This window comes from Shivajiella indica (genome assembly GCF_042683085.1).
Lineage (GTDB): Bacteria > Bacteroidota > Bacteroidia > Cytophagales > Cyclobacteriaceae > Shivajiella > Shivajiella indica.
This window is the reverse complement of record NZ_JBHUIV010000010.1, coordinates 991,228-1,016,439: the sequence shown is the minus strand read 5'-3', so window position 1 is coordinate 1,016,439 and position 25,212 is coordinate 991,228. Positions and strand designations below refer to the sequence as shown.

Genomic DNA, 25,212 nt, shown 5'->3' with positions numbered 1-25,212 from the left:
TATCAACCAAATTTCTTTTCTTGACGTTATCATATATAGTTCAAGAATAAAGAGACAGATGATTAAACACATATTCTATATCACTTCCCTGTTTGTACTCCTTGGCTTGACCGTCCAGGCCCAATCCAATCAATTTCCGTCTCAAGTATGGCATAAGGGCCAGATTGTAACTGTGAATGGTCAGGTTTATCAGGGTTTGGTTAAGTACGATTTGGAAAACAATGTAGTTCAGCTACAGGATCAGAGCATTGATACCTTTGGTGCATCAAACGTTTCCCATTTTGAAATTTTTGATGAGACTTATGGAGGAATGAGGACTTTTTTTACTTTGCCTTATGCTTTGACAGGGGATTACGAAACTCCTGTGTTTTTTGAAATATTGACTGAAGGAGATGAAATTGTACTTTTATGTAGAGAGCATATAGTACTGGATAACCGGGGTATGGGGATGTATGGACCTATGACTATGAATCCACTATGGGGGCCTCAGACTGGCGGTGCTTACAAACTTGCATTTAATTATTACTTTATTTTAGATGGAAAAATCCAAAAATATTCCCTTAAGAAAAAGGAGCTCCTCGATATTTTAGGGGATAGATCTGATGAAATAGATCTGTTTATGAGAAAAAACAGGCTCTCGCATGATAAAAGGGGAGACTTATTGAGGATTACGGCCTATTACAATCAAATCAAATAATTTTTATGCCCAAAAAAAAACCATTGATTTTGGTTTCTAATGATGATGGCATTACCTCTAAAGGAATTAGGGTATTGGTCAATATCATGAAGCAAATAGGTGAAGTTGTTGTTGTTGCTCCAGACAGCCCTCAATCAGGGATGGGACATGCCATTACCATAGGTGAAACGCTCAGGTTGTACGAGGAAGATATCTTTGAAGGGGTGCAGGCTTATAAATCAAGCGGAACCCCTGCCGATTGTGTAAAATTGGCCAAACATTATGTATTAAAAGACAGACAACCCGATTTGGTGGTTTCAGGTATTAATCATGGAAGTAATACTTCCATTTCAGTTCTTTATTCCGGTACTATGTCTGCAGCTATTGAAGGGGCACTGGAAGGACTACCTTCGATTGGCTTTAGTCTTTGCGATTACTCTTCAAAAGCAGATTTTAGCCATGTTGAAGAATATGTTTACAAAATTTCAAAGCAAGTACTTGATAATGGACTGGCAAAAGGGGTAGCCCTTAATGTTAATTTTCCCCCAAAAAGGAATGAGTCCATCAAAGGAGTAAAAGTATGCCGGCAAGCGCATGCCAAATGGCAGGAAGAATTTTCAGAAAGGTTTGATCCTAATGGAAGGAAGTATTTTTGGATGGCAGGAAATTTTGTAAACTTTGATAAGGGAGAAGATAATGATGAATGGGCCATTGCCAATAATTATGTTTCCATCGTTCCATGTCAGTATGACTTGACTGCACACCATGCTATAAACCAGATCAACCAAGATTGGAATTGGGATGAACTTTGATGGTGTTAAGACTTTTTATTGCCAAGTTTTGTTAAAAAAAATCTTTATTTCTGAATAATTTTTTTCGTTTTTTTAATAAATATTTTTACTTTTTGGTTAGATTTAAATCTTCGTTTTTAATTCTTAATTACTATGAAATACAGGTTTTTAGCTCAAATCATCGTAAAAAGCATTTATATTATTTCATCATGCTTTTTTTTGATATCCTGTGCCGATGATGAGTCTTTGGATTTATTGAATCCAGAAGAGAAAAATTTATTGACATTCCCTAATTATCAAACAGAACTGATAGAAAATCAATTTATAATTGTTTTTAATGAAGATCAAATCTCCTTTAAAGTTAACCTGGAAGATTATGAGGGTACCCAGGCCTTAATGAGAAAGGAGGCGGCTGATTTTTTAAGTAAACATAGAATTGATCCAAATGGTATTGAATACATTTATTCTATGGCTTTATCTGGATTTTCTGCAAGGATAGATCAATCAAAAGTAAATGATATTATCAATGACCCAAAAGTGAAATATATTGAGCAGGACCGAAAAGGGGAGCTTGGAATTGGAATCAGTAAGACCAATGATAAAGAAGTGGAAGAGGAGATGGAAAATACTCAGATAGTTCCTTGGGGAATAAACAGAGTAGGTGGACCTTTTAAATACCAGGGGCGTCATAGTGTTTTTGTGGTGGATACAGGAATAGATCTTCTTCATTTGGATTTAAATGTGGATTTGGATAAAGGTTTTGATCCATATAATCAAAAAAGAAAGGATTGGAACCTTAATGATGAACACGGGCATGGAACCCATGTGGCAGGAACAATCGGAGCCCTGGACAATCATTTTGGTGTAGTTGGGGTTGCAGCTGGAGTGCCCGTAGTTCCGGTTAAGGTTTTCTTTGGTCCAAGAGCTGCCTATACTTATTCAGGCTTGGTAGCCGGGATCGAGCATATTGGTGTTAGGGGAATTCCAGGTGATGTAGCCAATCTGAGTTTTGGTGGCTTTGATGCAAGTCAGGTTTTGGATGATGCTGTGCTCAATGTCTCCAACAAAAGAAGGGTATGGATGGTGATTGCGTCCGGAAACAGTAAATTGCCAGCGTATTCCTTTAGCCCTGCAAGAGTAAATGGTTCCTATACTATTACGGTTTCTGCTATCCGACAAGGTGATTTTTTTGCAGGTTTCTCACATTATGGTCCCCCGATTAAATATGCAGCACCTGGAGTTGGTGTTTTGTCCACCTGGACGAATAACCGATATAGAAATGAGTCCGGAACTTCTATGGCTGCTCCCCATGTTGCAGCATTAAGGGTTCTTGGAGAAATAGATACAAATGGTTTTGTACTTAATTATCCTACTCCCAACCCAGATCCAATTGCTTTCAGAAAATCAAATTGATTGCACTGGAAAATACTTTTGAACAAGAATAATGATGAAAAGAGTTTTGTTTTTTTTGATATTCCTTAACCTACATGTTGGGATTTATGCCCAGGATTATTACGAACTGGATAGTTTGAAGGCCATTGTTCCCTCTTTGGAAAAATCAGAAAAATTAAATGCCCTTAATAGGATTACTTTTTTACTTAGAGAATTGGATATTACCCAGGCCTTTGAATATGGTAATGAAGCTGAAAAACTTGCCTTGGCGCTGAATGACAGCCTTGCTTTAGGTAGAGCAAAAAGTAATCTCGGCTGGATTTATTATCGGGCAGGAGTTTGGGAAAAGGCTTTTCGTAATTCAAGAGATGCCTATTTAATTGGGTTAAAAAAGAATGACAGAAAAGAACTGGCCATGTCACTCAATAATCTTGGATCCATTTATTATCAACAAAGGAATTTTGATGATGCAATCAAAAAATTCAAAGAGGCATATACGATTGGGATTGAGTTGGAGGATACCTATTTGATTGTAAGAAGTGTCAATAATATAGCCCTAAATTACAGCAGGTCAAACCAACTGGATTCCGCTTTGTTATATGCCCATAAAGCATTGGGATATAATGAAATAGCAGGTACGAATTTTTTCAAAAGCTTTACCTACAGGGTGATCGGGGATGTTCAGATGGAGAAAAATCAAATTGATGAAGCCATTTCTACCTATGAATATGCACTGTCAGTCAGTAGTCATCAAAGATCAAATAACTTTGAAACCTCTATCAATCACAGATTGGGCAAAGCTTATTGGTTGAAAGGAGAATCAAAAAAAGCGATTGCCGTATTGGAAGAGGCAAAAGAAGTGGCTATTGCAAACAATTTTCAGGATGATTTGGCCCAAACACTGAAGGTTCTTGCATTAGTATATGAATCTATGAATAATATTGCATTGGCATACCAAAATCAAAAGGCATACAATAATCTGGTGGAGATCATTGGCGAGCGTGTGGATAAGGATAGGTTAGCGCTGATTTCAGGAATGTTTGAAGTAGAAAAAACAGATGCGGAAGTGAAAATGCTGAAGGCTGAAAATGAACTTCAGCAAGTCCAGGTAAACAATTTCAAAATGCTGAGCATCATGGTAACTTTCGGAGCTTTGGTTTTGGGATTTCTTTTGGTCTGGCTGTTTTCCCTACATAAAAAATCAATCTCTACCAATGCCCACCTCTTTGTTCAACAAGAAAAAGTCAATCAACAAAAAATAGCTCTGGAAAAACAATCCAGGGAATTAAACCTTTCCAATAAACTTAAAGACAGAATTTTTTCAATCTTGGGACATGACCTGAAATCCCCGGTTGCGCAATTACAGGGGGTATTGGGTCTTTTACAGAATAAAGATCTATCCAAAGAGGAATTTTATGAAATCTCACATGTACTTAAAAGAAATGTAGATGGTCTTTATATCGCATTGGAAAACATCCTAAGCTGGTCGAGATCACAGATGGAGGGATTCAAAGTTCATTTGAGTCCAGTTAGCTATAAAAGCACAATCAACCAATGTTTAGAGTTTTTGGATCAACAGGCTAAAGCAAAAGATATATCATTCAATTTAAAAATTGAAAACGATTTAAAAGTATGGGTTGACCAGGATTTGATCACGATTGTGATCAGAAATGTAATCAGTAATGCGATCAAATATTCAAGAAAAAATTCAAAAATTGATGTTTTCACGCAATCTGATTCCAATTCTGTATCATTAATGATCCGGGATTACGGGGTTGGGATGAATCAGAAAAAATTGGAAGAAGTAAGGTCCGCTAAATTTTCTTTACTTGAATCAAGCATAGGTACGGAAAATGAAAGAGGTACAGGACTTGGGCTAAATCTCTGCAAGGAATTTACCCAAATGATGGGCGGGGATATTGAATTCGAAAGCGAAAAAGAAAGAGGAACCACCGTGTCTTTAAAATTCAAAAGGGTACAGGTTATTGCAGGTTCACTAAACGCTCTTCAACAAGCTGTTTCGGTGTAATTTCTGATTTTGAAAGTAATCCCAATTGATTTAAAATTGCCATAGTATTTTCCAATGTTTCGGCCTGAATAATTTCATCGGTACACCACTCAGTTTGCTTTCTCCATGCCTTGATGTCCTCAATTTGAAGGCCATATTTTTTGCTGATAGATTTAAGCATAGCATCATTTTGCATCAGAGTCTTGGATTTTTGATATACCAGATCCCTTAATTTTTTGATGAGTTCCGGATTTTTGTTCAAAATCTCATCAGAAGCAACAATCACAAAACAGGGCCAAGGGGTTGGTATCTCTCCGATTCTCTTAAATAGCCCTTGGTCAACCAAAGGCTTGGTGGTAAACTTTTCCCAGAGAAATATTTTGGGAACAGAACTTTCAAATGCCTGTTTGGCACCTCCCAAATCACCGATTACTTCAAACTTTAGGTCAGATTTGTTCCATCCCTCCCTTTGGGCAAGTAAGAAGGCCATCAAATGGGAACCTGAACCGAATCTGCTGATCAAGAAGGGGGAATTCTTCACTTGATTTAAATTCTCTTCGTTTGCCTTTGAAGAAATATGAATCCCCCAGATTAGTGGACTTTTAACATGCCATCCAACTATTCGTGCGGGATTGCCCTCTGCTTTATCTTTTATGAAACTTTCGGTAAGAATAATAGCTAAATCAGCTTTTCCTTCCCTAAGGTCTTTATTCATCGCACCCGAACCTTTAGGTTCGTCTTTCCATTCCAATATCGTTCCTTCCTCCAAAAAAGGCTGGGAATTGACGACTTCTACCCAAGGAAAATTAAAATGTTCCGGAACACCAACAATTCTTAATTTCTCCATTTTTAAAGTTTCATTAGATTAAATGCAGACTGATTTTTGGTTATTTCTTAAATCTGCCAAAAATTAACCGTCATGCGTTGCACTTCTATCGGTTATCATAAGATTTGCCAAACCGGCAATGATTAAAGAGCTACCTGCCAACACCATAGTAAATATCACTTCTTCCCCAAAAAGTAGTTTATACATGAAGTTGATCCCTCCCACAGCAGCAACGATTTGGGGAATGACTATAAACATATTGAAAATACCCATGTATACGCCCATTTGTTTGGGGTTCACAGTACTCGAGAGCATTGCATATGGCATTGATAAAATACTGGCCCAGGCAATTCCGACCAGAGCAAAGCAAATATGAAGCATCCATGGTTCAGATATATAATAAATCAAAATGAAACCTAATCCTCCTACTATCAAACTCAGCATATGGACCATTTTTCTGTTTATCCTGACTTTGCTGGTTACAAAGGCCAAAATCAAAGCAAAAAACATGGAAACCAAACCGTAGGTTCCCAGATAGTTTCCCACACTGTCCGCAGCATTGTTGTATGCCAAGGAACTCGTATCAGTAGCTTTAAAAACATGTTCAGTAATAGCCGGAGTGGCAAAACTCCACATTGTAAAAAAAGCAAACCACGAAAAAAACTGGACTAGCCCAAGTTTTTTCATCACCTCAGGCATTCCTGCAATATTCTTGAATATTTCCTTCACACCATTGAAAATACCTCTATTTTCTTCTTTTTCCTTGTTGAATGATTCCAGATCTTCCGGAGGGTATTCATCTGTAGTGAGTATTGTAAACAATATTGAACAAAAAAGAACCACTGCTCCAACAGCAAATGCAAATTTAACAGAATCCGGTACAACTCCCGGTGCTGCTGTATTAGGAATTCCAATCTGGGTCATGAACCAGGGCAGATTACTGGCAATCCAAGTTCCAATTCCTATTATTAAGGTTTGGACTACAAAACCATAGGAACGCTGGCTATCAGGAAGTTTATCTGCCACCAAAGCTCTGAATGGTTCCATGCTGATATTGATGGATGCATCCAAAATCCAAAGAGATCCGGCGGCCATCCAGAGGGCACTGGAGTAGGGGGCAAAAAACAGGGCAATGGTACTTAAAATGGCGCCTACTAAAAAGAAGGGCCTTCTTCTTCCAAATCTGGGATGCCAGGTTCTATCGCTTAGGTACCCTACAATAGGCTGGATAATCAACCCCGTTAAGGGTGCGGCAATCCATAGCAAGGGTATGGCATCTTTATCTGCCCCTAATGTTTGGAAAATTCTTGACATAAATCCACCCTGTAAGGCAAATCCAAACTGTATACCTAAGAATCCGAAACTCATGTTCCAGATTTGCCAAAAACTGAGTCTTGGTTTATTTTTTTCCTTTTGCATTATTTTGGGTTGTGGGAATGATGGGTTTAATCCATTTCTATGATGAAATGGTTTCTGAAGTGATCAAATACCGTATAGGGAACATCTTTTGACTCCAGATAGGGTAGGGTGTTGTCCGGTAAAGGATCAAAATCAGTAAGTTTCTCTAAAAAGGCGATGTTTTCTTTATGAATGGACCTTTCTTTTCCATCAACCTTTATACTTTTAATCTTCTTTCCATGAACATAAAGTTTAATGCTTGAAAACTTACTTTTAAAGCTTCCTTCAATCGGTAAGAATTCAAGTCGGTTGTTTTCTCCATCCCATAAAATTTCCCTTTTTAACAACTGTCCATTTTTATAATTCATACTATGTCCGTCATCTTCATAATGAAGGTAAGAAGTCTTGTTTTTTCCGACATAGAGATGGAGCCTTAACACCCCATCATGTTGCTCTCCAGTGTGGGATACATCAGATTGCATGGCAATAAGGGAGCTTGCTTTGATAAATACCGGAAGATAATTGATAGGGCAATCCTGATAAATAACCTGATTGCCATGGTGCAGCTTACTGTCGAAAAGATAATACCAGTCTCCTTCCGGAAGATATACTTTCATGATCTCTTTTGAACTTTCCACAGGTGCTATCAGAAAAGAATCGCAGAAAATATATTGGTTTTGGAACAATGTTTCAAAAATTTTATTGTCATGGGAGTAGTCCACGGCAAGGCTTCTTGCTAAAGGCAAACCTGTTTCAGTGCTTTTATAAAAACTTGCATAAATAGTAGGCAATAACCTGTATCTCAGTTTTATATAATTTCTTGAAATCTCCTCAACCTCTTCTCCGAAAGCCCATGGTTCTGCATCGTTACTGTTGATCATGGAGTGTGCCCTCAACAGGGGTGCAAAAACCGCAATGCTCATCCATCTTGCAAACAGGCTTTTGCTTGCTTCTCCCGCGAAACCTCCCACATCATATCCTGCGAAAGAAATGCCACTCAGGCCTAGGCTGTTGATCAGTCTGATTCCGGCAAGCATATGTTCTTCGCTGGATACATTATCTCCTGTCCAAGCAGCTGCGTACCTTTGGATGCCAGAATAACCAGATCTTGTCAAGACAAAGGGCCTTTCTTCAGGATTCTGCATAAGACTACCCTCCATGGCACTCCTTGCCATTTGAAAACCATATACATTTCTGGCTTTTCGATGACTTACTTCTTCTCCTTCATAATGAAAATTAATCAAATTTGGGGTGAACTGCCCCCAGGAAGCAGGTTCATTCATATCTGTCCAATAACCATGAACCCCGGCATCCTTGTAAAATGACATTTTCTCTCCCCACCAATTTCTGACCTCAGCTTTGGTAAAATCAGGAAATGCGCACCATCCGGGCCAAACCTGCCCCTCATAAATTTCACCATCCGGATAGGTTACAAAAAGCTCTTTTTCTTTCCCCTCATCATAGGGGAGATAACCTTTATCTGTTTTAATTCCTGGATCCATAATAACGACCACCTTAAAACCTTTCTCTCTTAATCTTTCAATCATGGCTTTTGGATCAGGGAATTTTTCTTCATCAAAAGTAAACACCTTGTATTTTTCCATATGATGAATGTCCAGATAAATGACATCCGCAGGTATTTTTTTGTCCCTAAAAGTACTCGCTAATGTAATTACCTCTGAATCAGGATAATATGAATATCTACATTGTTGAAATCCTAAAGACCAAAGAGGAGGCATGTCCATTTTTCCTGTTAATTCGGTATAGGCAGTGATAATCTGTCCCACATTTTCATCATGGAAAAAATAATAATCCAAATCCCCATCATCAGCAGAATAATAGATAAATCTATTGTTTGATGCCCCAAAATTAAAAACAGTTTTGTGGGTATTGTCAAAGAAAATCCCATAGCTCAACTGGTTATGAAGTCCAATAAAAAATGGGATGGACATATAAAGGGGATCATCATTTACCCCATATGCAAAATAATCCGTATTCCAATTGGTGTAAGCCCGACCTGCCCTGTTTAGGTTTCCGGTTTTTTCACCAAGGCCAATAAACTTTTCATCCTCCTGAATTTTTTTATAATTACTCACTTCAGTACCCAGCCATGATACTGAGAAAGACGGATCGTCCTGATTAATTACTTGACCATCAACCGTTAAAAAAGTAAGACAAAAAGGGTTTAATCTTATCTTAAGATGAATTTTTGAAGTTTCAATTATAATTTCCTTATTATTCTCAATTATCTCTAATTCAACTCTTTTGGGTATTGCAATTACCGAATAAGGGTTAGGTGAAAAGCTTTCATCCCTGCTGACCTGAATTCTGATTACAGAATGGTCATAAACTTTAATTGAAAATGAAGCAGTTTCAGTTTTTCCACTGATACCGTAAAGACTTTTCTCCCAAAATACTACTTTGCCTATGTTAACATTTTGGTTTTCTTTTGTCTTTTTTGAAGTAAGGGTCATCGGAATAGGTTTGAATAAAATAAAATTTTTTCGAATTGATATGTTGTTCGCAAGCTAATTTAAAAAGTAAAATGAAAGGAAAAAATGATTCAGATTCTGTTATCCAAAGCCTACACCTATTACCTATGTCTTTTTTGGCCCAAATGCTAAAAATTTGACCAAATTCAAACGTTTGCACAAATTTTTTAAAATATTTCCAAAAAAATTAAATCCTTACGGATGATTTTCTAATAAGTAGTTCTGTCTTTAAAATCACATTTTCTAAATCGGAAGAATTACTGTTTCTTTTTTTGCCATTGATCATTTCCAATAATAATTCAGTTGCCTTTTTTCCTATTTTGGAACCTGGTTGGGAAACGGTTGATAAGGGTGGGTCTATCATGGAAGAAAATTGCCAATTGGAATAACCCACAACCCCAACGTCTTCCGGAATTCTCAGGTCCAGGGATTTTATGGCCATCATCGCCCCTGCGGCTACGATATCATGATGGGCAAATAGGGCGTCCGGTCTATTTTTCTCATCTTTAAATAATTTTAAAGCAACTTCATAGCTTTCTTTTTCGGTGCCGCTGGGGCATTCAATAATCAAATTTTCATCTACCTGAATCCCCGAATCTTCTAAAGCTGCCATATATCCGGCCTTCCTTTTTTTGCTGATTGCCAGGTTGTTCGGACCCGCCAGATGGGCAATTTTTGTATAACCTTGTTGAACCAAATGCTTAACTGCCTGATAAGCCCCATTGAAATCATCCACGGTGACATTTACCGTGTTTTCAATTTCTGGTAACCTATCAAAAAAAACGATAGGAAATTCCAATTCCATTAATTTGGTAAAATGCCCAAAATCCTTGGTCTCTTTAGAATAGCTTACCAAAAGACCGTCTATTTGATTGGAAACCAAGGTTTCAATACTGCTTTTTTCTCTGTTCAAATTTTCATTCGTCTGGCAAAGTATCACATTATACCCATTTGCAGAAGCTACCTCTTCCACACCACTGATTACTGTGGAAAAGAAAAAATGAACAACCTCCGGAATGATGACCCCAATCGTGAATGACTTACTTTTCCTTAAACTCAAGGCAACAGCATTGGGCCGGTAATTTAATTTTTCAGCAAGTTCTTTTACCCTTTTTTTAGTTTCATCACTAATTCCTGGATAATCCTTCAAGGCTCTGGAAACTGTGGAAGAAGACACATTAAGGTCTCTGGCAATATCCTTTATTGTTGCTTGTCCTAGCTTCATAAAAATTATATTTTTCTAAGATTTTAAAATTAACTGATTTTGATACAATAATTCATAGTTAAAACGAAATATTTGATGAATTGCTCAAATTTTTCCTGAATTTATTTAATAAAAACAGGAAATTTTTACGCTATGGAAAACGTTTGCGGTGACGTTTGCATAAAGATTTATTTAGTTTTGAGTGAAAAAGCCTTTGATTTATTAATATGCCTTAATTAAATTAAATAATCGATCAATAAAACTCGCCCAATATCTTTATTGAATGATTGGCTATAGTTATGATTTTATAAATATAAAATATTAAAAAACAAACAATAATTAACCAGTACAATAAATACCAAATCAATCAATTATGAGATTACTTTCTAAAATAACCTGGCTGGCTTTTTTGCTGCCATTAGTTATAGCTTGTGGTGAAATGGAACAACCACCGATTATCAGCCAAACACCGGCATCTTTAGTTTCACCTCCATCTACTATTACCCTAACTGGAGAAGATCCGGAAGAAGTAATTGTTTTCTCTGTATCTCCTGCGGACTTTGGAACAGAGATGGATGTCACTTACATACTTCAAATGGATAGACCTGGAAATAATTTTGCAAATCCTGTTGATTTAGGTTCTTCCACGAATACCACCATTGAAGTTGATGCCGTAGAGTTGAACGGTCGGGCAATTTCTAAAGGAATTATTGGAGGGGAGAGTGGTCCTATGGAGTTTAGGGTTAGATCTGTTCCAGGCAGAACTTTATCCGCTTTGGTTGGAGAACCCGTTTCAATCACAGTTGCTACTTTTGCTGATGCAGAAGTTTTGAGGAATTTGTTTTTAGTAGGAGAGGCAACTGCCAGAGGATGGGATAACAATAATAACAATCCACCACTGTTTAGGGATCCTGAAAACGAGGACCTGTATGTGTATACCGGCTTTTTTAATGCAGGTGGATTTAAGGTTTTGGAAGTATTGGGACAATGGCAACCCCAATACGGGACCAATGACGGATCAACAATTGCTGTAAATCCAGGTGGAGGTAGCGATCCGGATGTGTTCAACGTTCCAAGCAATGGATACTATACTTTTACTTTTGACCTATCTACTAATACTTTCAACCTTGAACCTTTGGAAGCAGAAACAATCACTTTCACTACGGTAGGAATTATTGGAAGTGGAACAGCAGAAGGTTGGGATGCCAGTACAGCAATGACTGCCCTACAATTTGATGGACATATATGGAACATTACCGCCACCTTAAGTGATGGAGAAATGAAATTCAGAGCAAATGATGCATGGGATGTAAACTGGGGTTCCAATACAGAAATAAGTGGTATTGGAACGCAGGATGGGCCAAATATTCCTGTTTCAGCAGGAACTTACAATATCTGGTTCAATTCCTTGGATGGAAGGTATATTCTCATCGAAAATTAAAGAAATTGCCATAAGATGAAAAGGGCTGCTTGAAAAAGTAGCCCTTTTCATTGATACTTTCATTTTCAGTAAACTCCATGAAAAAATTACTTAATTTCCTGTTTTGCTTTTTTGCTTTCTGGACTTATTCATTTTCCCAAATTACTACTGTTCCAGGATTTCCAAGGGCAGATCAGAATATTAAAATCATATATGATGCCACAAAAGGAACTTCAGGGCTTCAGGGTGTAGACCAGGTTTATATCCACATTGGCGCTGTGGTAGCCGGACCTACCTCAACCGCTTGGGCAATAGTTCCAACAAACTGGGGAGTAGATGACCCGAAGGCTAAAATGACCAAAGTTGAAGGAGAAACTGATATTTGGGAATGGGAATTGACCCCAAATGATTTTTTTAATCCACAGCCTAACCAGACTATCTACAGGTTAGGAGTGGTATTTAGAAATGTTGATGGAAGCAAGGAGGGAAAAACAGATACCAATCAGGATTTTTTCATTGAAATCAGTCAGGGTTTTCAGGTAGTTTTTCAAAATCCAAGTACCAACTCAACCTTATTGGAGATTGGTGAATCTCAGGAAATCATAATAGTAGCTTCAGAACAAGCAGATCTATCTATTTTAGTGAATGATTTAGAAGTTGCTGCTGCTTCCAATACAGAAGACCTGAGTTATACTTTTCAGGCCCTAACCGAAGGGAATTTTAAAATCACAGCGCTGGCAAAAAGAGGGGAAGAGGAATCAAAAAATGAAATCAATATTAATGTGGTAGGACCGAGTCCAAAAGCCGATTTACCACAAGGGGTGAGAAAAGGGATCAATTATATTTCCAATACTGAAGTGGTATTGGTTTTGGAAGCACCCAACAAAAAGAATGCATTTGTTATCGGGGATTTCAATGACTGGAATGTTTTACCTGAGTACCAGATGAACCAAACCTATGATGGAGAAATGTTTTGGTATCGTCTCTCGGGATTAACACCCGGAGAAGAATATATTTTTCAATATTTGATTGATGGTAGTCTGAGAATAGGGGATCCCTATGCAGACAAAGTTTCAGATCCCTTTCATGATGAAGAAATCATACAGCAAAACCGTTACCCAGGTTTGAAACCTTATCCCCATGGGAAAACTGAGTTTCAGGCAACCTTTCTTCAGACTGCCCAGGAAGCATACCAATGGAAATACCTTGACTATGAAAAACCGGCAATTGAAGAGTTGGTAGTTTATGAACTTTTGGTAAGAGATTTTGACGAAAGAAGGACTTTTAAAGCGGTGATAGAGAGGTTGGATTATTTAAAAGATATGGGGATTAATGCCATTGAATTGATGCCGATAAAAGAATTTGAGGGTAACCTTTCATGGGGCTATAATCCCTCTTTCTTTTTTGCGGTAGATAAGTTTTATGGTCCAAAAAACCATCTGAAAGAATTGATTGATGAAGCCCATAAGCGGAATATTGTAGTCATCCTGGATATGGTATTGAACCATGCCTTTGGCCAAAATCCATTTGTCCGATTATATAATGATGGAGATTATGGAGCACCTACATTGGATAATCCATGGTTGAACCGACAGGCAAAACATCCTTTCAATGTGGGTTATGATTTTAATCATGAAAGCATTTACACCCAAGCATTTGTAGACTCTGTGAATAATTATTGGTTGACAGAATATAAAGTGGATGGTTACAGGTTTGATTTAAGCAAAGGGTTTACTCAGGTAAATTCGGGCGATAATGTTGGTTTATGGAGTCAGAGAGATGAAACCAGAATTGCCATCTGGAAAAATATCCATGATCAGATCAAAAAGAACCATCCTGATGCATATGTGATATTAGAACATTTTGCCGATAATTCAGAAGAAAGGGAATTGGCTGATTATGGCTTGATGTTCTGGGGAAATATGAATTTTGATTTCAGGGAAATGGCCAAGGGAGGTTCCAGAAATTTTGATTGGGGATATTATGAGACAAGAGGCTGGTCCAAAAACAACCTCGTAAGCTACATGGAAAGTCATGATGAAGAAAGGACCATGTGGGAATCTTTGACCTGGGGCCAAACCTCTCCTTTGAATATCCGACAACTGAAAAACGCAGTCAATAGAAATCAATTGCTTGCTGCTTTCTTTTTTGCCATTCCAGGTCCCAAAATGCTTTGGCAATTTGAAGAATTCGGTTATGATCTTGAATTGAACAATGACCGTTTGGGGATTAAACCCACACGTTGGGAATATTTGGATGACCCTGAAAGACAGAGACTTTGGAGGTTGTATAAGGCGATGATTGAACTTAAAAATGAGCATAATGCTTTCAATAGACCACAAAATGCTATTTTAAATCTTACTCAGACTTTAAAAACGATCAGATTGATCGATGGGGATTTTCAGGTTGTACTGCATGGGAATTTTGGATTGACCGATCTGAACAATGCGTCGCTTTCATTTCCCAATCCTGGTACCTGGTACAATTACTTTACCGGAGAGGAAATCAATGTAACCGGAAATTCCATGGCTTTTAGATTGCGTGCCAATGAGTTTATGTTATTTATAAACAGAAAATTGCCAACACCTGAAGGAGATATTCTGATGGAAGACTTGATTACCTCTATTGATAAAGAGAAAATTGATATTTCAGAATTTGCTATATACCCAGTTCCATCCCAATCGAGGTTAAATATAGTTGTTCCTGAAGCACTCTTAAGCTCTAATTTTAGAATTACAGATGTCTCCGGGAAAATCATGAAAGAGGGGAATTCGATAACAGTAAATAATATTTTGCAATTGGATATAGCGGAATTTAAAGCAGGTCTTTATATCTTTGAAATCTTTGATAACCGTCAGGTACTTAGAAAAAAATTTATAAAGCAATAACAACCTATTAAAATATCATGAAATTCAAACCAGGAGTAAAGTACGGTGAAGAGCTCAAAGACCTATTGGACTATGCTAAAGAGAGTGAATTTGCCATGCCGGCAGTAAACGTGATCAACACCAGCACGGTAAATGCGGTATTGGAGACAGCCAAAAAGGTTAACTCACCGGTAATTATTCAGTTTTCTAATGGAGGAGCGCAATTCTATGCTGGAAAGGGTGCAGGAAATGAAAATCAAAAAGGTGCCATATTAGGTTCCATTTCAGGAGCACTGCATGTTCACAGAATGGCAGAGGCTTATGGTGTTCCGGTTATTTTGCATACTGACCACTGTGCCAAGAAATTACTGCCGTGGATAGATGGTGTGCTTGAAGAAGGAAAAGCCTTTTATGCGGCTTATAAAAAACCATTGTTCAGTTCTCATATGCTTGATCTTTCAGAAGAACCGGTTCATGAAAATATTGAGATATCAGTAGAATACTTCAAAAAATTCAAAGCGCTTGAAATGGCAATTGAAATTGAATTGGGTATAACAGGTGGGGAAGAGGACGGAGTGGACAATTCTGATGTGGACAGTTCCAAATTATATACCCAGCCTGAAGAAGTAGCATATGCTTATGAACACCTAAAACAAGTAGGTGATTTGTTTACTGTTGCCGCCTCATTTGGGAATGTTCACGGGGTGTATAAGCCTGGAAATGTGAGTCTAAAACCTAAAATCCTGAAAAACTCCCAGGATTATATAGCCAAGAAATTCAATACAGGGTCAAAACCGGTTTATTTCGTTTTCCATGGAGGATCTGGCTCATCTGAGGCCGAAATTCGGGAGGCCAACAGCTATGGTTCTATAAAAATGAATATTGATACTGATCAGCAATGGGCATTTTGGGAAGGAGTGAAAAATTATTATAAATCCAATGAAGCTTATCTCCAAAGTCAATTGGGAAATCCTGAAGGACCGGATAGCCCGAACAAAAAGTACTATGACCCAAGGGTATGGTTGAGGAAAGGAGAGGAGTCTTTTATTAAAAGATTGGAACTTGCATTTGAGATGCTCAACGCTGTGGGCAGAAATTAATACAGACTTATTGAATTGAATAAAAAGTCACTTTTTAGTGACTTTTTCCATTTAATTAAACGAATACGAATGAAACAATATTTATCTCAATTTATTTTATTGGTTTTGACTTTAACATTTGCCTGTACTGGTCAAAAAAGTGGTACCATAGAAAATCACTGGCCACATGCAGGAATTACCTATGAAATTTTCATTCAATCTTTCTATGACTCCAATGGGGATGGTATAGGTGATATCAATGGTGTGACAAAAAAGCTGGAGCATGTGAAAGAGTTGGGAGCAAATGCCATTTGGTTTATGCCCATAATGCCTTCACCCAGTTATCATAAATATGATGTAACAGATTATAAAAACATCCATCCTGATTACGGAACCATGGATGATTTTAAGTTACTGATAGAGGAAGCTCACAAAAAAGACATCAAAATTGTAATCGATTTGATTATCAATCATACCAGTAGCGAACATCCCTGGTTTATTGAAGCTAAGAAGGGCAGAGACAATCCATACAGGGATTATTATGTGTGGGCACAAAAAGATACCATTGCAGATTACATTAACAAGAAGACCATTACTTTGGACTCTGATAATATCAGACAGTGGCATGACCCTGGATCCGGTGAGGATTTCTATTATGGTTTTTTTATCGGAGGTATGCCCGACCTGAATTATGACAATCCCAAAGTAAGAGAAGAGATTTATGAAATAGGTAGATTTTGGCTGGAAGAAGTAGGAGTGGATGGATTTAGATTGGATGCGGCCAAACATATTTACCCTGATGATAGACCAGAGGATAACCATGAATTCTGGAAGGAATTCAGGAGTAAAATGAAAGAAATAAAATCAGATGTTTATCTGGTTGGAGAAGTTTATGATAAAAAGGAAATAGTAGCCCCTTACCTTCCAGGCTTACCTACCTTATTCAATTTTGATTTCCATTATACCCTGATTGAAGCCTTTCAAAAAGAGGATGGGATGTTACTTGCAAAAAAACAAAAAGAGGTAATTGATTTCTACCAAGGTATTACAAAGGACTTCACAGATGCTACTTTTTCATCAAACCATGACCAACCTAGGTTATTGAATTCATTGGATGAAAATCCACGGAAATTAAAACAGGCAATTATTATTTTGATGACAATGCCCGGAGCACCCTATCTATATTATGGTGAAGAGATCGGGATGTTGGGCAAAAAACCGGATGAACAGATCAGAGAGCCTTTCCTTTGGGATATCAAAGCAAATGATAAAGGAAGGGCCACTTGGATAGATCCGATTTATTCCATTGATGAAACGGTTACCCCTTTGGCTATCCAGAAATCAATGAGTACAAGTTACTTCAATCATTATAAAGACATCATTAAGTTGCGGAATACCAATAGAGCCTTAGCTTTAGGTAGTTTAGAGCTTTATGAAGGAGAATTGCCAAATCCCGTTATGGCCTATTTCAGATTGCACAAAGACCAGAATGTTATCGTTGTCCATAACCTCAGCGATATTGAGCATAGTATTGAAATACCTGATGAATACAACAAGGTAATTTACACTTATGGAATGGCAGATTTTGAAATGGAAAAAGTAAGATTGCCGGCGTATTCCAGCATAGTGATCGGTACAAATTAAAAAAGGAGGTTTTTAAACCTCCTTTTTTATGTTGAAAGGATTTTCACTACCCTGAAATCATCTTCATCCACTTCTTTGTCGCCAACAATGGCCTTAGCAATGGGGGTATAAACCACTTTATTATTGATTATTCCTGCCATTACATCATATTTTCCTTGAAGAAGTCCTTCCACGGCTGCAACTCCCAATTTACTTGCCAAAACCCTATCAAGAGAAGAAGGAGCTCCTCCACGTTGAAGATGGCCTAAAATTGTCACCTTAATGTCATAGTAAGGAAGTTGCTTCTTGATTTTATCAGCAATTTCTGCAGCACCGCCACTTTTTCCGCCCTCCGCTACAATCACTATATTGGATTGTTTCTTTGCTTTTGTTCGGGCTTTTAAGCGCTCAACCAATCTTTCAATGGGCATTTTCTTTTCTGGGATCAATGTAGCAGCTGCTGCACTACCAATGCCGGCATTGATAGCGATAAAACCTGCATCCCTTCCCATTACTTCCACAAAGAAAAGCCTGTCATGTGAAGTAGCGGTATCCCTTATTTTGTCAATAGCTTCTATGGCTGTGTTGCAGGCAGTATCGAAGCCAACTGTTAGATCGGTTCCGGCCAAGTCATTATCAATTGTTCCTGGAATCCCGATTGCCGGGATTCCGAATTCTTTGTAAAAAAGGTGGGCACCTGTAAGGGAGCCATCACCCCCAATTACCACCAAAGCATCTATTCCATGCTGGACTAGGTTTTCATACGCCTTTTTTCTTCCCTCAGTTGTACGGAAATCCTGACTTCTGGCAGATTTAAGGAACGTACCCCCTCTTTCCAGAATATGGCTTATGTGTTTGGATTCGAGTTTTTTGATATCATTTTGTATCATCCCCTCATATCCCCTGTAAACTCCATACATTTCCAGGTTATAATAAAATCCGGTTCTTACGGTTGCACGAATAGCTGCATTCATCCCTGGCGCGTCACCACCGGAAGTCAATACAGCAATTTTCTTTATAGTTTTTACTTCCATTAAAATCTTGAGGTTAATTGTTGAAACATCAAACTGGCAGCGGCTGGATTTGTTGCAAGAGGGATATTGTGCACATCACAAATTCTCATAAGCATCTGTACATCCGGTTCATGAGGGTGCTTGTCAAGAGGGTCCCTAAAAAAAATCACCATTTCCAACTGTTTTTCAGCAGCCATGGCCGCAATTTGGGCATCACCTCCCAGCGGTCCAGATAACAATCTTTGAACTTTAAAACCCGCTCTTTCAATATGAAGACCAGTAGTCCCTGTAGCGACCAAATCGATATTCACATGTTTCAGTTCGTCCTTAAATCCACTCAAAAAGTGGACCATATCGGCCTTTTTTCCATCATGGGCTATTAAGGCTATTTTCATGGTATTGTTCAATAGGTTTGCAGTCGAAAGTTAGGAATTTTTATAGATTTCCATTGAAAATATCTCTTATAATATTTTTCTGGCCTCAAAAAACATATAAAGTTTAAATAACTCAAAAAGGAAATAATGTTTACATTTAAACATAAATTATGGAATTATATTATGATTTTTTAAATACTTACCTATTTTAGTAAAATGTTTAATACTTCATTTTAAATCATACCATATGGGCTTATTAAAGGAATTCAAAGAATTTGCGGTCAAAGGCAATGTTGTCGATCTGGCTGTTGCAGTTATCATTGGAGGAGCATTCGGAAAAATCGTTTCCTCATTTGTAAATGACATTGTCATGCCTCCTCTAGGAGTATTACTTGGAGGAGTTGATTTTAAAGATCTTGCTGTCACCCTTCGGGAACCTTTTACTACAGATGAAGGTGTTGAAATGGCTGCTGTTGTTTTGAGTTATGGTAATTTCATTCAGAATGTGGTTGACTTTTTGATCATCGCCTTTGTAATATTTATGGCAATTAAAGGAATGAACCAGTTTAAAAAGAAAGAAGCAGAAGCCCCGGCCCCTCCACCAGCTCCTCCAAAATCAGAGGTTTTATTGGAAGAAATCAGGGATCTTCTGAAAAAGAGTTAAAAAAAGCAGCCAGAAGGCTGCTTTTTTAATTATTTCGGTTTCCTCTTTCCCTGCCCTGTTGCATTCGGTAAACCTGCCTGGTAAATTCCCTGTTTACCCCATTTAATTTTAAAGCCTGAACAGGTGTAATTGCTGATATGATCTCATTCATGAAGACTTTTTCTCTGTCCAATAATTTTTGTTGTATTTCAAATCGCTTACCAATTTTCTCTAGAGCCCGATCATTATCAGTCTCTTGCATAAATGATTTGTTCAAAGTAGACATTTCCTCCATTAAAGCTTTTCTGTCTTCCTGATATTGATTAAAAATAGGCCAGAATTTTTCAGCCTGTGGAGGTTTAAGGTCCAAACGATTTGTAATAAATGCTATCCTTGCAGCGTCAAGTTTTTCCTTATCATATTGCTGTTCCCTATCCTGGGCATAAGTAGCAAGAGTGAAGGTGAAATAAAATAATATCAATATAAATTGTTTCATTTTTCTTTTGATTAGAACCATTGATCTACTTCATCATCATTTTCATCCATATCCAACGTTTCCCATTCTGCCAGTAAGATCTCATCAAGAATTGAATTGGGGTTCTCAGATAGAATCAAAATATCTTCTGCCTGCCAATGATCGGAATTGATGTATAAATCTATTTCATTGTTTAGATTAGCCTCAAGTTGCAGTTCCTCCTGGTTGTTTTTATAAAAGGAATAAATGCCTAAGCCGATTACAATTACAGCAGCTGCTGCAATTTTTCGGATAAGGGATAAGGATCTTGATTTTTCATTTTCATACCTCAAGAGGGTTTTTTGGGGCAATTCCTCAAAATATCCTGTTGGGGTTTTGAAAATTTCTTTATTTGATAAATTTTTCATGATTCAATGGTTAGACAAGATTCATTACCAATGGTTTATTCATCTTTTAATTCGATTTCAATTTTTTTTACCGCATGATGATAGGAAGCCTTAAGTGCCCCTATTGATGTGCCTGTGATATTACTGATATCTTCATATCCCATGTCTTCGAAATATTTAAGGTTAAAGACCAACCTTTGTTTATCAGGAAGACCAATCAGGGCTTTTTGAAGCTTTTTTTCAATTTCATCTCCACTGATGAGTGAAGATGAATTCAGGTAATTGACCAATACCTCTTCATGATCTTGGATGTTAAAAAAGAACCTTTTCTTCTTTTTTTCCAAAAAATTCAAGCTTTCATTCGTGGCAATCCGGTATAGCCAGGTAAATATGGAGGAATTCCCCTGAAATTTATGGATGTTTTTGAAAGCCTTGATGAAGGTCATTTGGGTAAGGTCATCTGCATCTTCATGAATAATGACCATTTTTCTGATCAAGCCGTAAACTCTTTTCTGATACATTTCAACCAAAAAACGAAATCCTTTCTCTTTAGAGTTAGGATCCCGGATTAAACCTAAAAGTTCTAAATCACTTAATGACATCATTCAGACCTTAGACAGTTTAGTCCATAAGAGGTTTAAATTCTTTCCTGAAACTTTTTACCAAAGAAAAAAAGGGCCTTAAGCCCTTTTACTCATGAAATTTAAATTTCAAGAATATAATCCAGAATACCTGCATTTTTACCTTTTGGCCTGGTAACCAGTAGGGGAAATTCATCATTTAACTGGATAAGACGTTCTGCCATACTCCCTATAAATAAAGCAGTTGCGGCAGTCCTTCCTTTTGCACCTATGATGATAGCATCAGCGTTTATTTCTTTTGCCTTGGCCAGGATATCCTCCACTGGATCATCATCCTCATCCTGGGTGTATACGGGAGTGATCTGGATGTTTTTGGTATCTATTTTCCTTATAAATTTCTTAAAATTAATTTCAGCATGCATTTGCATGATGGAAGTGAATTCCTCGTAACTTTTACCTGTAAAGTGGTATCCTGAAGGTACAGTAAATACGTTTTGACAGACTATTTCGGTTTTTTTCCCATATTTTTCAGCGATAAGGATAGCCTCTTCCATTGCATCTTTTGAATAGTCGGAAAAATCTGAAGGAACCAATAACCTATTGATTTTAGGATTGGAATTTTCAGGGATGATCAATAGCGAACAACTTGCCCTTCTTGCCAATCTTTGGGAAATTACTCCCGTGCCAGGTAAGGAAACCTTTCTACCTACGAGAATCATATCGGCAGATTTTTCATGGGCAAGCTTGAGGACTTTCTTGGATAACTGCCCCTCTTTTACCACATAGGAAAACTCAACATCGTCATGTTTTGTGAAGTTATTTTCCACCACCTCTTTCATTTGTGCTTTTCTTTCTTCCACCATATTTTCAATCAGGTTTGGAAATTCAGCCAAAACTTCTTTTGGAATATTGAGATTCCTTATGATATTGGTAAAATAAATTTTCTTGGTTTGATTCGCTTTGGCAATAAATGAAGCAAATTTTACAAGAGTTTCATCAAGAGAACTTTGGTCCAGACAAACGATAAGCTTTTTAATTTGATACATTTTTCTATAGCGCTTTTTCGTAATGCAAAATTAACGATTATGGGATTGAAAAGTTGATAAACTTAGAATATTATTTTGTAAGGTTGCGTTTTATTTTCTAAAAACCAATTTTTTATTTTGAAAACCCCTTATTTTTTCAAGTTTCCCCTAATGTAAGGAAGGGAGATTTTCCATCTTATACCCCTACAGTTTACTTACTAAAAATAGCGAAATCTTAACCTTTACAAAATAATTTCTGATTAGAATTATTCTTTTATCGGGAAAGACTCGTTTTTCCTGAGATTCAAATTTGGGATAAAATTCAAATTCCGGCATCTTAAAATTTTCAAACCTTAAAAATGATCCGAAAATTTAACCAACCATTCATTTCATTATCCGTATATTTGTCAAAAGGCTCAGGTCGCTGACATGTTCCGACTTCACAATTTAAAAACAATCCCGAGTGAAGCCCTTTCCAAAAACAGGCCTCATCCCTCCCGAAACCAATTGGGAGAGACCTCGTCTCTTCGGATTCAGGATAACAGTGGAAGTTTGCGGAATCCAGGCAGCTCAAATCTTGTCAATAAAGAGGTTTGGTAACACTCTAAGGCCTGAGTCCTTTTACTTTTTGGATTAATTCCTTCTGGCTTTTTTCTGCAATTTTAAGAAAATATATTCCGGCTAAATAGATAGCAGAAATTAAAATTGAACGGATGATTAAGTCCGTTAAGCCTGATTCCATTTTTAGCAGAACTACATATTGAATGACATACACCGCGATACCTAAAAGAATTATTTTTGCCACATCCCATGAAAATGGATCCAAATCCAACCTTAATTTTACATAAATATATTTTATAATATTATAGAGCCCCATAGCCAATAGGGATGCGATGGCAGCACCCTCGATACCATAAAGCGGAATAAGCAACAGGTTTAGCAGAATGACAGTGATGCTCATAATTAAGGTAGCCGTTATGTTAAATATATAATATTTGGAATAGACAATGATTTCTCCATTTACCGAAAATAGAATATCAATCACTTTTCCCAATCCAATCCATAAAACAACCCATTTTCCCGCTTCATATACTGCATTGTTAGGGACAAAATGGTAGAGGTTGTCGACATTGGACCAAATACCCAAAAAAAGTAAGAGGCAAATCAACAATTGGTGTACAGCGACCTGTTTGTACAATACATTGATTTTTTCAGGCTGGTTCCGGGCAAAATGTTCCGCTATCACCGGCATCACCACTTGGGAAACTGCCCTTCGAGGCATTTCTATTACAATGGCTATGGCAAAGGCAATGGAATAGATGGCATTGGCATCCAGTCCCACCATGGAAGAGACCATTAAACTGTCGATCTTCATAATTAAAAGGGAACCCGTAGTTCCCAATAATGTGATCAGACTGTATTTGATAAAATCCCTTAGAAAGAATTCAGGAAAAGATTTGAAATTTAGCTCAATTTTAAAAATCCCAATTTTCTTCATATAAATTATCATGCCCAGAAGGGCCAAAAGGTAAACAAGGGACAGGCCCCACATAAGCTGTATAAACACAATCCATTTGAGAAAATAAAGCAGCACTAAAATGGAGACCAATAAGCGTAGTAGAACTTCCCTAAAAAAAGTTGGAATTGCCACTTTTAAAAAAGAGCGGCAAAAGGAATCCAAAATGGTGTTTATGACTGAAAACAATGTGATTAACAACACCACCCCAAAAAAGTCAATTACTTCAGGAGAATTTTGTGCAAATGCTGAAACAAGATATTCCCTGAAAACAAAAAACAAAATAGAAACCAATAAAAAGCCCAGAAGACTCAGCAACAAACTTAAACTGAAAAAAGAAAACTGCTTTTCTTTTACCTGAGGATAAAATCTTGTAATTCCGTTTCCAAGACCCAATTGGGCGAAGGGAACCAAAAGAAGTGCCAGGTCCTGAATGGTTCTGAAAAGGCCGATTTGCTCAGGATCCAAGGCATAGGGGAGAAGCCATAGAACATTGAAATACCCGATCAAAACTCCCAGATAGGATGAAATGGTGGTGAGGACACTTTGACGGGCAATTGGTTTCATGTCACAAATTTTTATTTTTTGGCAATGATATTGCAAAAACCCGGTAGTTTTTCTGAGATAACCTTCGTGGTTTTTCCCCTTAAGCCGATCAGCTCAAATGAATATCCGAATTTGGTCAAAAACTCTAAAATATCGCTTGCCTTATATCCTGCTGCTTTACAAGCTTCTTGGTTAATTTCAAGAAAGATGATCGGTAAAAATTTAGCAATGGTTTTTTCCGCTCCCAATAAAACTGGTAACTCTGCTCCCTCCACATCAATTTTAAGCAAGTCCAACTTTGGATTTCCAATTTTTTCCCATTCCTGATCCAAGGTGCTTAATTCAATGTCCTCCAGGAATACACTTCCTTCCTCTTTATAAAGCGTATTGACACCTTCATTGGATAGATCAGATGAGTATAATTTTAGGGTTCCTTTTTTATCAGAAAGCCCCAAATGTACCGGAATTATGGTTTTCTGTAAATCCGGATTCAATGCAATGTTTTCTTGTAGCCTACCAAAAATGGATGAAAGGGGTTCAAATGCATAAACTTTCCCTTCTTTTCCCACTATTCTGGCAGACCAAAGACTATACTCCCCCTGATTTGCCCCAATATCCACCACGGTATTTCCCTTCTGTAATAATTTTTCCATAGCAAAAATTGGTCTCCAGTCGTGGGCGCCCCTCCAATAAATAGCCAAACCCATACTTTTTGAGATATCCACTTTCATAGTAATACCTCTAAAGGAAAAAGTTCTCCATTCAGGATTTTCATATTTTTTTGAAAACAGTTTTTTCAATACCTGTACCAAAAAATAACCTCCAGGGATTATATAAAGGTATCTTGAAATGGTGGCCGCTAATATTTCCATAGAAT

21 protein-coding genes are annotated in these 25,212 nt (G+C 37.4%); 9 read left to right on the top strand and 12 right to left on the bottom strand.

Annotated features, from left to right (window positions below; all coding sequences use genetic code 11):
* Positions 1-58 precede the first annotated feature (58 nt).
* The 4 genes from ACFSKV_RS07710 (at position 59) to ACFSKV_RS07695 (ending at position 4,888) form a co-directional block, all read left to right on the top strand.
* Positions 59-697 carry a hypothetical protein gene (locus ACFSKV_RS07710; RefSeq protein ID WP_380801366.1) on the top strand — a complete coding sequence of 213 codons (639 nt, stop codon included), beginning with the start codon at positions 59-61 and terminating at the stop codon, positions 695-697.
* Between the two features lie 5 nt (positions 698-702).
* Positions 703-1,488, top strand: a complete 786-nt coding sequence (gene surE, locus ACFSKV_RS07705) for a 5'/3'-nucleotidase SurE (RefSeq protein ID WP_380801365.1) — start codon at positions 703-705, stop codon at positions 1,486-1,488.
* Between the two features lie 132 nt (positions 1,489-1,620).
* Positions 1,621-2,880 carry a S8 family serine peptidase gene (locus ACFSKV_RS07700; protein ID WP_380801364.1) on the top strand — a complete coding sequence of 420 codons (1,260 nt, stop codon included), beginning with the start codon at positions 1,621-1,623 and terminating at the stop codon, positions 2,878-2,880.
* Positions 2,881-2,911: 31 nt separating this feature from the next.
* Positions 2,912-4,888 carry a tetratricopeptide repeat-containing sensor histidine kinase gene (locus ACFSKV_RS07695; protein ID WP_380801363.1) on the top strand — a complete coding sequence of 659 codons (1,977 nt, stop codon included), beginning with the start codon at positions 2,912-2,914 and terminating at the stop codon, positions 4,886-4,888.
* Here ACFSKV_RS07695 and ACFSKV_RS07690 read toward each other — a convergent pair.
* The 4 genes from ACFSKV_RS07690 to ACFSKV_RS07675 all read right to left on the bottom strand — a co-directional run bounded on the left by ACFSKV_RS07690 (position 4,842) and on the right by ACFSKV_RS07675 (position 10,808).
* Positions 4,842-5,714, bottom strand: coding sequence for a substrate-binding domain-containing protein (locus tag ACFSKV_RS07690; RefSeq protein ID WP_380801362.1), 873 nt, complete (start codon positions 5,712-5,714; stop codon positions 4,842-4,844). The two genes, ACFSKV_RS07695 and ACFSKV_RS07690, sit on opposite strands and share 47 nt — an antisense overlap.
* Positions 5,715-5,777: 63 nt before the next feature.
* Positions 5,778-7,112, bottom strand: a complete 1,335-nt coding sequence (locus tag ACFSKV_RS07685; protein ID WP_380801361.1) for an MFS transporter — start codon at positions 7,110-7,112, stop codon at positions 5,778-5,780.
* Positions 7,113-7,138: 26 nt separating this feature from the next.
* Positions 7,139-9,565 carry a glycoside hydrolase family 31 protein gene (locus ACFSKV_RS07680; RefSeq protein ID WP_380801360.1) on the bottom strand — a complete coding sequence of 809 codons (2,427 nt, stop codon included), beginning with the start codon at positions 9,563-9,565 and terminating at the stop codon, positions 7,139-7,141.
* A gap of 205 nt (positions 9,566-9,770) precedes the next feature.
* Complete coding sequence (locus tag ACFSKV_RS07675; RefSeq protein WP_380801359.1) at positions 9,771-10,808, bottom strand: LacI family DNA-binding transcriptional regulator; 1,038 nt, start codon at positions 10,806-10,808, stop codon at positions 9,771-9,773.
* Between the two features lie 352 nt (positions 10,809-11,160).
* On the opposite strand from ACFSKV_RS07675, the gene ACFSKV_RS07670 reads away from it, so the two are divergent.
* The 4 genes from ACFSKV_RS07670 (at position 11,161) to ACFSKV_RS07655 (ending at position 17,797) form a co-directional block, all read left to right on the top strand.
* Positions 11,161-12,228: a SusE domain-containing protein gene (locus ACFSKV_RS07670; RefSeq protein WP_380801358.1), complete on the top strand. Its 1,068-nt coding sequence runs from the start codon at positions 11,161-11,163 to the stop codon at positions 12,226-12,228.
* Between the two features lie 77 nt (positions 12,229-12,305).
* On the top strand, positions 12,306-15,095 hold the full coding sequence (locus ACFSKV_RS07665; RefSeq protein WP_380801357.1) for a DUF4961 domain-containing protein: 2,790 nt from the start codon (positions 12,306-12,308) through the stop codon (positions 15,093-15,095).
* 17 nt (positions 15,096-15,112) lie between these two features.
* Entirely contained in the window at positions 15,113-16,174 is a 1,062-nt protein-coding gene (fbaA, locus tag ACFSKV_RS07660) for a class II fructose-bisphosphate aldolase (protein WP_380801356.1), read from the top strand.
* A 69-nt stretch (positions 16,175-16,243) separates the two neighbouring features.
* Entirely contained in the window at positions 16,244-17,797 is a 1,554-nt protein-coding gene (locus ACFSKV_RS07655; protein WP_380801355.1) for an alpha-amylase family glycosyl hydrolase, read from the top strand.
* Between the two features lie 26 nt (positions 17,798-17,823).
* Here ACFSKV_RS07655 and pfkA read toward each other — a convergent pair whose 3' ends face one another.
* Together pfkA and ACFSKV_RS07645 are read right to left on the bottom strand one after the other, a co-directional pair.
* On the bottom strand, positions 17,824-18,810 hold the full coding sequence (gene pfkA / locus ACFSKV_RS07650) for a 6-phosphofructokinase (RefSeq protein WP_380801354.1): 987 nt from the start codon (positions 18,808-18,810) through the stop codon (positions 17,824-17,826).
* Entirely contained in the window at positions 18,810-19,184 is a 375-nt protein-coding gene (locus tag ACFSKV_RS07645; protein ID WP_380801353.1) for a methylglyoxal synthase, read from the bottom strand. Before ACFSKV_RS07645 ends, pfkA begins: the two co-directional genes overlap by 1 nt.
* 226 nt (positions 19,185-19,410) lie before the next feature.
* Between ACFSKV_RS07645 and mscL the strand changes: the two genes are divergently transcribed.
* Entirely contained in the window at positions 19,411-19,827 is a 417-nt protein-coding gene (gene mscL / locus ACFSKV_RS07640; protein ID WP_380801352.1) for a large-conductance mechanosensitive channel protein MscL, read from the top strand.
* A gap of 25 nt (positions 19,828-19,852) precedes the next feature.
* Here mscL and ACFSKV_RS07635 read toward each other — a convergent pair whose 3' ends face one another.
* From ACFSKV_RS07635 to ACFSKV_RS07610, 6 genes are all read right to left on the bottom strand, one after another.
* On the bottom strand, positions 19,853-20,302 hold the full coding sequence (locus ACFSKV_RS07635) for a Spy/CpxP family protein refolding chaperone (protein WP_380801351.1): 450 nt from the start codon (positions 20,300-20,302) through the stop codon (positions 19,853-19,855).
* Positions 20,303-20,313: 11 nt separating this feature from the next.
* Positions 20,314-20,688, bottom strand: a complete 375-nt coding sequence (locus ACFSKV_RS07630; RefSeq protein ID WP_380801350.1) for a hypothetical protein — start codon at positions 20,686-20,688, stop codon at positions 20,314-20,316.
* 35 nt (positions 20,689-20,723) lie between these two features.
* Positions 20,724-21,272, bottom strand: a complete 549-nt coding sequence (locus ACFSKV_RS07625; protein WP_380801349.1) for an RNA polymerase sigma factor — start codon at positions 21,270-21,272, stop codon at positions 20,724-20,726.
* Between the two features lie 98 nt (positions 21,273-21,370).
* On the bottom strand, positions 21,371-22,294 hold the full coding sequence (locus tag ACFSKV_RS07620) for a universal stress protein (protein WP_380801348.1): 924 nt from the start codon (positions 22,292-22,294) through the stop codon (positions 21,371-21,373).
* 583 nt (positions 22,295-22,877) lie between these two features.
* Positions 22,878-24,356 (bottom strand): lipopolysaccharide biosynthesis protein, encoded by a 1,479-nt coding sequence (locus ACFSKV_RS07615; RefSeq protein WP_380801347.1) that lies wholly within the window; start codon positions 24,354-24,356, stop codon positions 22,878-22,880.
* Positions 24,357-24,367: 11 nt separating this feature from the next.
* Positions 24,368-25,207: an FkbM family methyltransferase gene (locus ACFSKV_RS07610; RefSeq protein WP_380801346.1), complete on the bottom strand. Its 840-nt coding sequence runs from the start codon at positions 25,205-25,207 to the stop codon at positions 24,368-24,370.
* Positions 25,208-25,212 lie beyond the last annotated feature (5 nt).

What these genes read in the sequence shown, in the direction of transcription:
- fbaA (WP_380801356.1), top strand. Translation starts at nt 15,113, where the DNA reads ATGAAATTCAAACCAGGAGTAAAGTACGGTGAAGAGCTCAAAGACCTA.
- mscL (WP_380801352.1), top strand. Translation starts at nt 19,411, where the DNA reads ATGGGCTTATTAAAGGAATTCAAAGAATTTGCGGTCAAAGGCAATGTT.
- ACFSKV_RS07685 (WP_380801361.1), bottom strand. Translation starts at nt 7,112, where the DNA reads ATGCAAAAGGAAAAAAATAAACCAAGACTCAGTTTTTGGCAAATCTGG.
- surE (WP_380801365.1), top strand. Translation starts at nt 703, where the DNA reads ATGCCCAAAAAAAAACCATTGATTTTGGTTTCTAATGATGATGGCATT.
- ACFSKV_RS07700 (WP_380801364.1), top strand. Translation starts at nt 1,621, where the DNA reads ATGAAATACAGGTTTTTAGCTCAAATCATCGTAAAAAGCATTTATATT.
- ACFSKV_RS07670 (WP_380801358.1), top strand. Translation starts at nt 11,161, where the DNA reads ATGAGATTACTTTCTAAAATAACCTGGCTGGCTTTTTTGCTGCCATTA.
- ACFSKV_RS07620 (WP_380801348.1), bottom strand. Translation starts at nt 22,294, where the DNA reads ATGTATCAAATTAAAAAGCTTATCGTTTGTCTGGACCAAAGTTCTCTT.
- ACFSKV_RS07710 (WP_380801366.1), top strand. Translation starts at nt 59, where the DNA reads ATGATTAAACACATATTCTATATCACTTCCCTGTTTGTACTCCTTGGC.
- ACFSKV_RS07615 (WP_380801347.1), bottom strand. Translation starts at nt 24,356, where the DNA reads ATGAAACCAATTGCCCGTCAAAGTGTCCTCACCACCATTTCATCCTAT.
- ACFSKV_RS07635 (WP_380801351.1), bottom strand. Translation starts at nt 20,302, where the DNA reads ATGAAACAATTTATATTGATATTATTTTATTTCACCTTCACTCTTGCT.
- ACFSKV_RS07625 (WP_380801349.1), bottom strand. Translation starts at nt 21,272, where the DNA reads ATGATGTCATTAAGTGATTTAGAACTTTTAGGTTTAATCCGGGATCCT.
- ACFSKV_RS07675 (WP_380801359.1), bottom strand. Translation starts at nt 10,808, where the DNA reads ATGAAGCTAGGACAAGCAACAATAAAGGATATTGCCAGAGACCTTAAT.
- ACFSKV_RS07645 (WP_380801353.1), bottom strand. Translation starts at nt 19,184, where the DNA reads ATGAAAATAGCCTTAATAGCCCATGATGGAAAAAAGGCCGATATGGTC.
- ACFSKV_RS07680 (WP_380801360.1), bottom strand. Translation starts at nt 9,565, where the DNA reads ATGACCCTTACTTCAAAAAAGACAAAAGAAAACCAAAATGTTAACATA.
- ACFSKV_RS07690 (WP_380801362.1), bottom strand. Translation starts at nt 5,714, where the DNA reads ATGGAGAAATTAAGAATTGTTGGTGTTCCGGAACATTTTAATTTTCCT.
- ACFSKV_RS07630 (WP_380801350.1), bottom strand. Translation starts at nt 20,688, where the DNA reads ATGAAAAATTTATCAAATAAAGAAATTTTCAAAACCCCAACAGGATAT.
- pfkA (WP_380801354.1), bottom strand. Translation starts at nt 18,810, where the DNA reads ATGGAAGTAAAAACTATAAAGAAAATTGCTGTATTGACTTCCGGTGGT.
- ACFSKV_RS07695 (WP_380801363.1), top strand. Translation starts at nt 2,912, where the DNA reads ATGATGAAAAGAGTTTTGTTTTTTTTGATATTCCTTAACCTACATGTT.
- ACFSKV_RS07655 (WP_380801355.1), top strand. Translation starts at nt 16,244, where the DNA reads ATGAAACAATATTTATCTCAATTTATTTTATTGGTTTTGACTTTAACA.
- ACFSKV_RS07665 (WP_380801357.1), top strand. Translation starts at nt 12,306, where the DNA reads ATGAAAAAATTACTTAATTTCCTGTTTTGCTTTTTTGCTTTCTGGACT.
- ACFSKV_RS07610 (WP_380801346.1), bottom strand. Translation starts at nt 25,207, where the DNA reads ATGGAAATATTAGCGGCCACCATTTCAAGATACCTTTATATAATCCCT.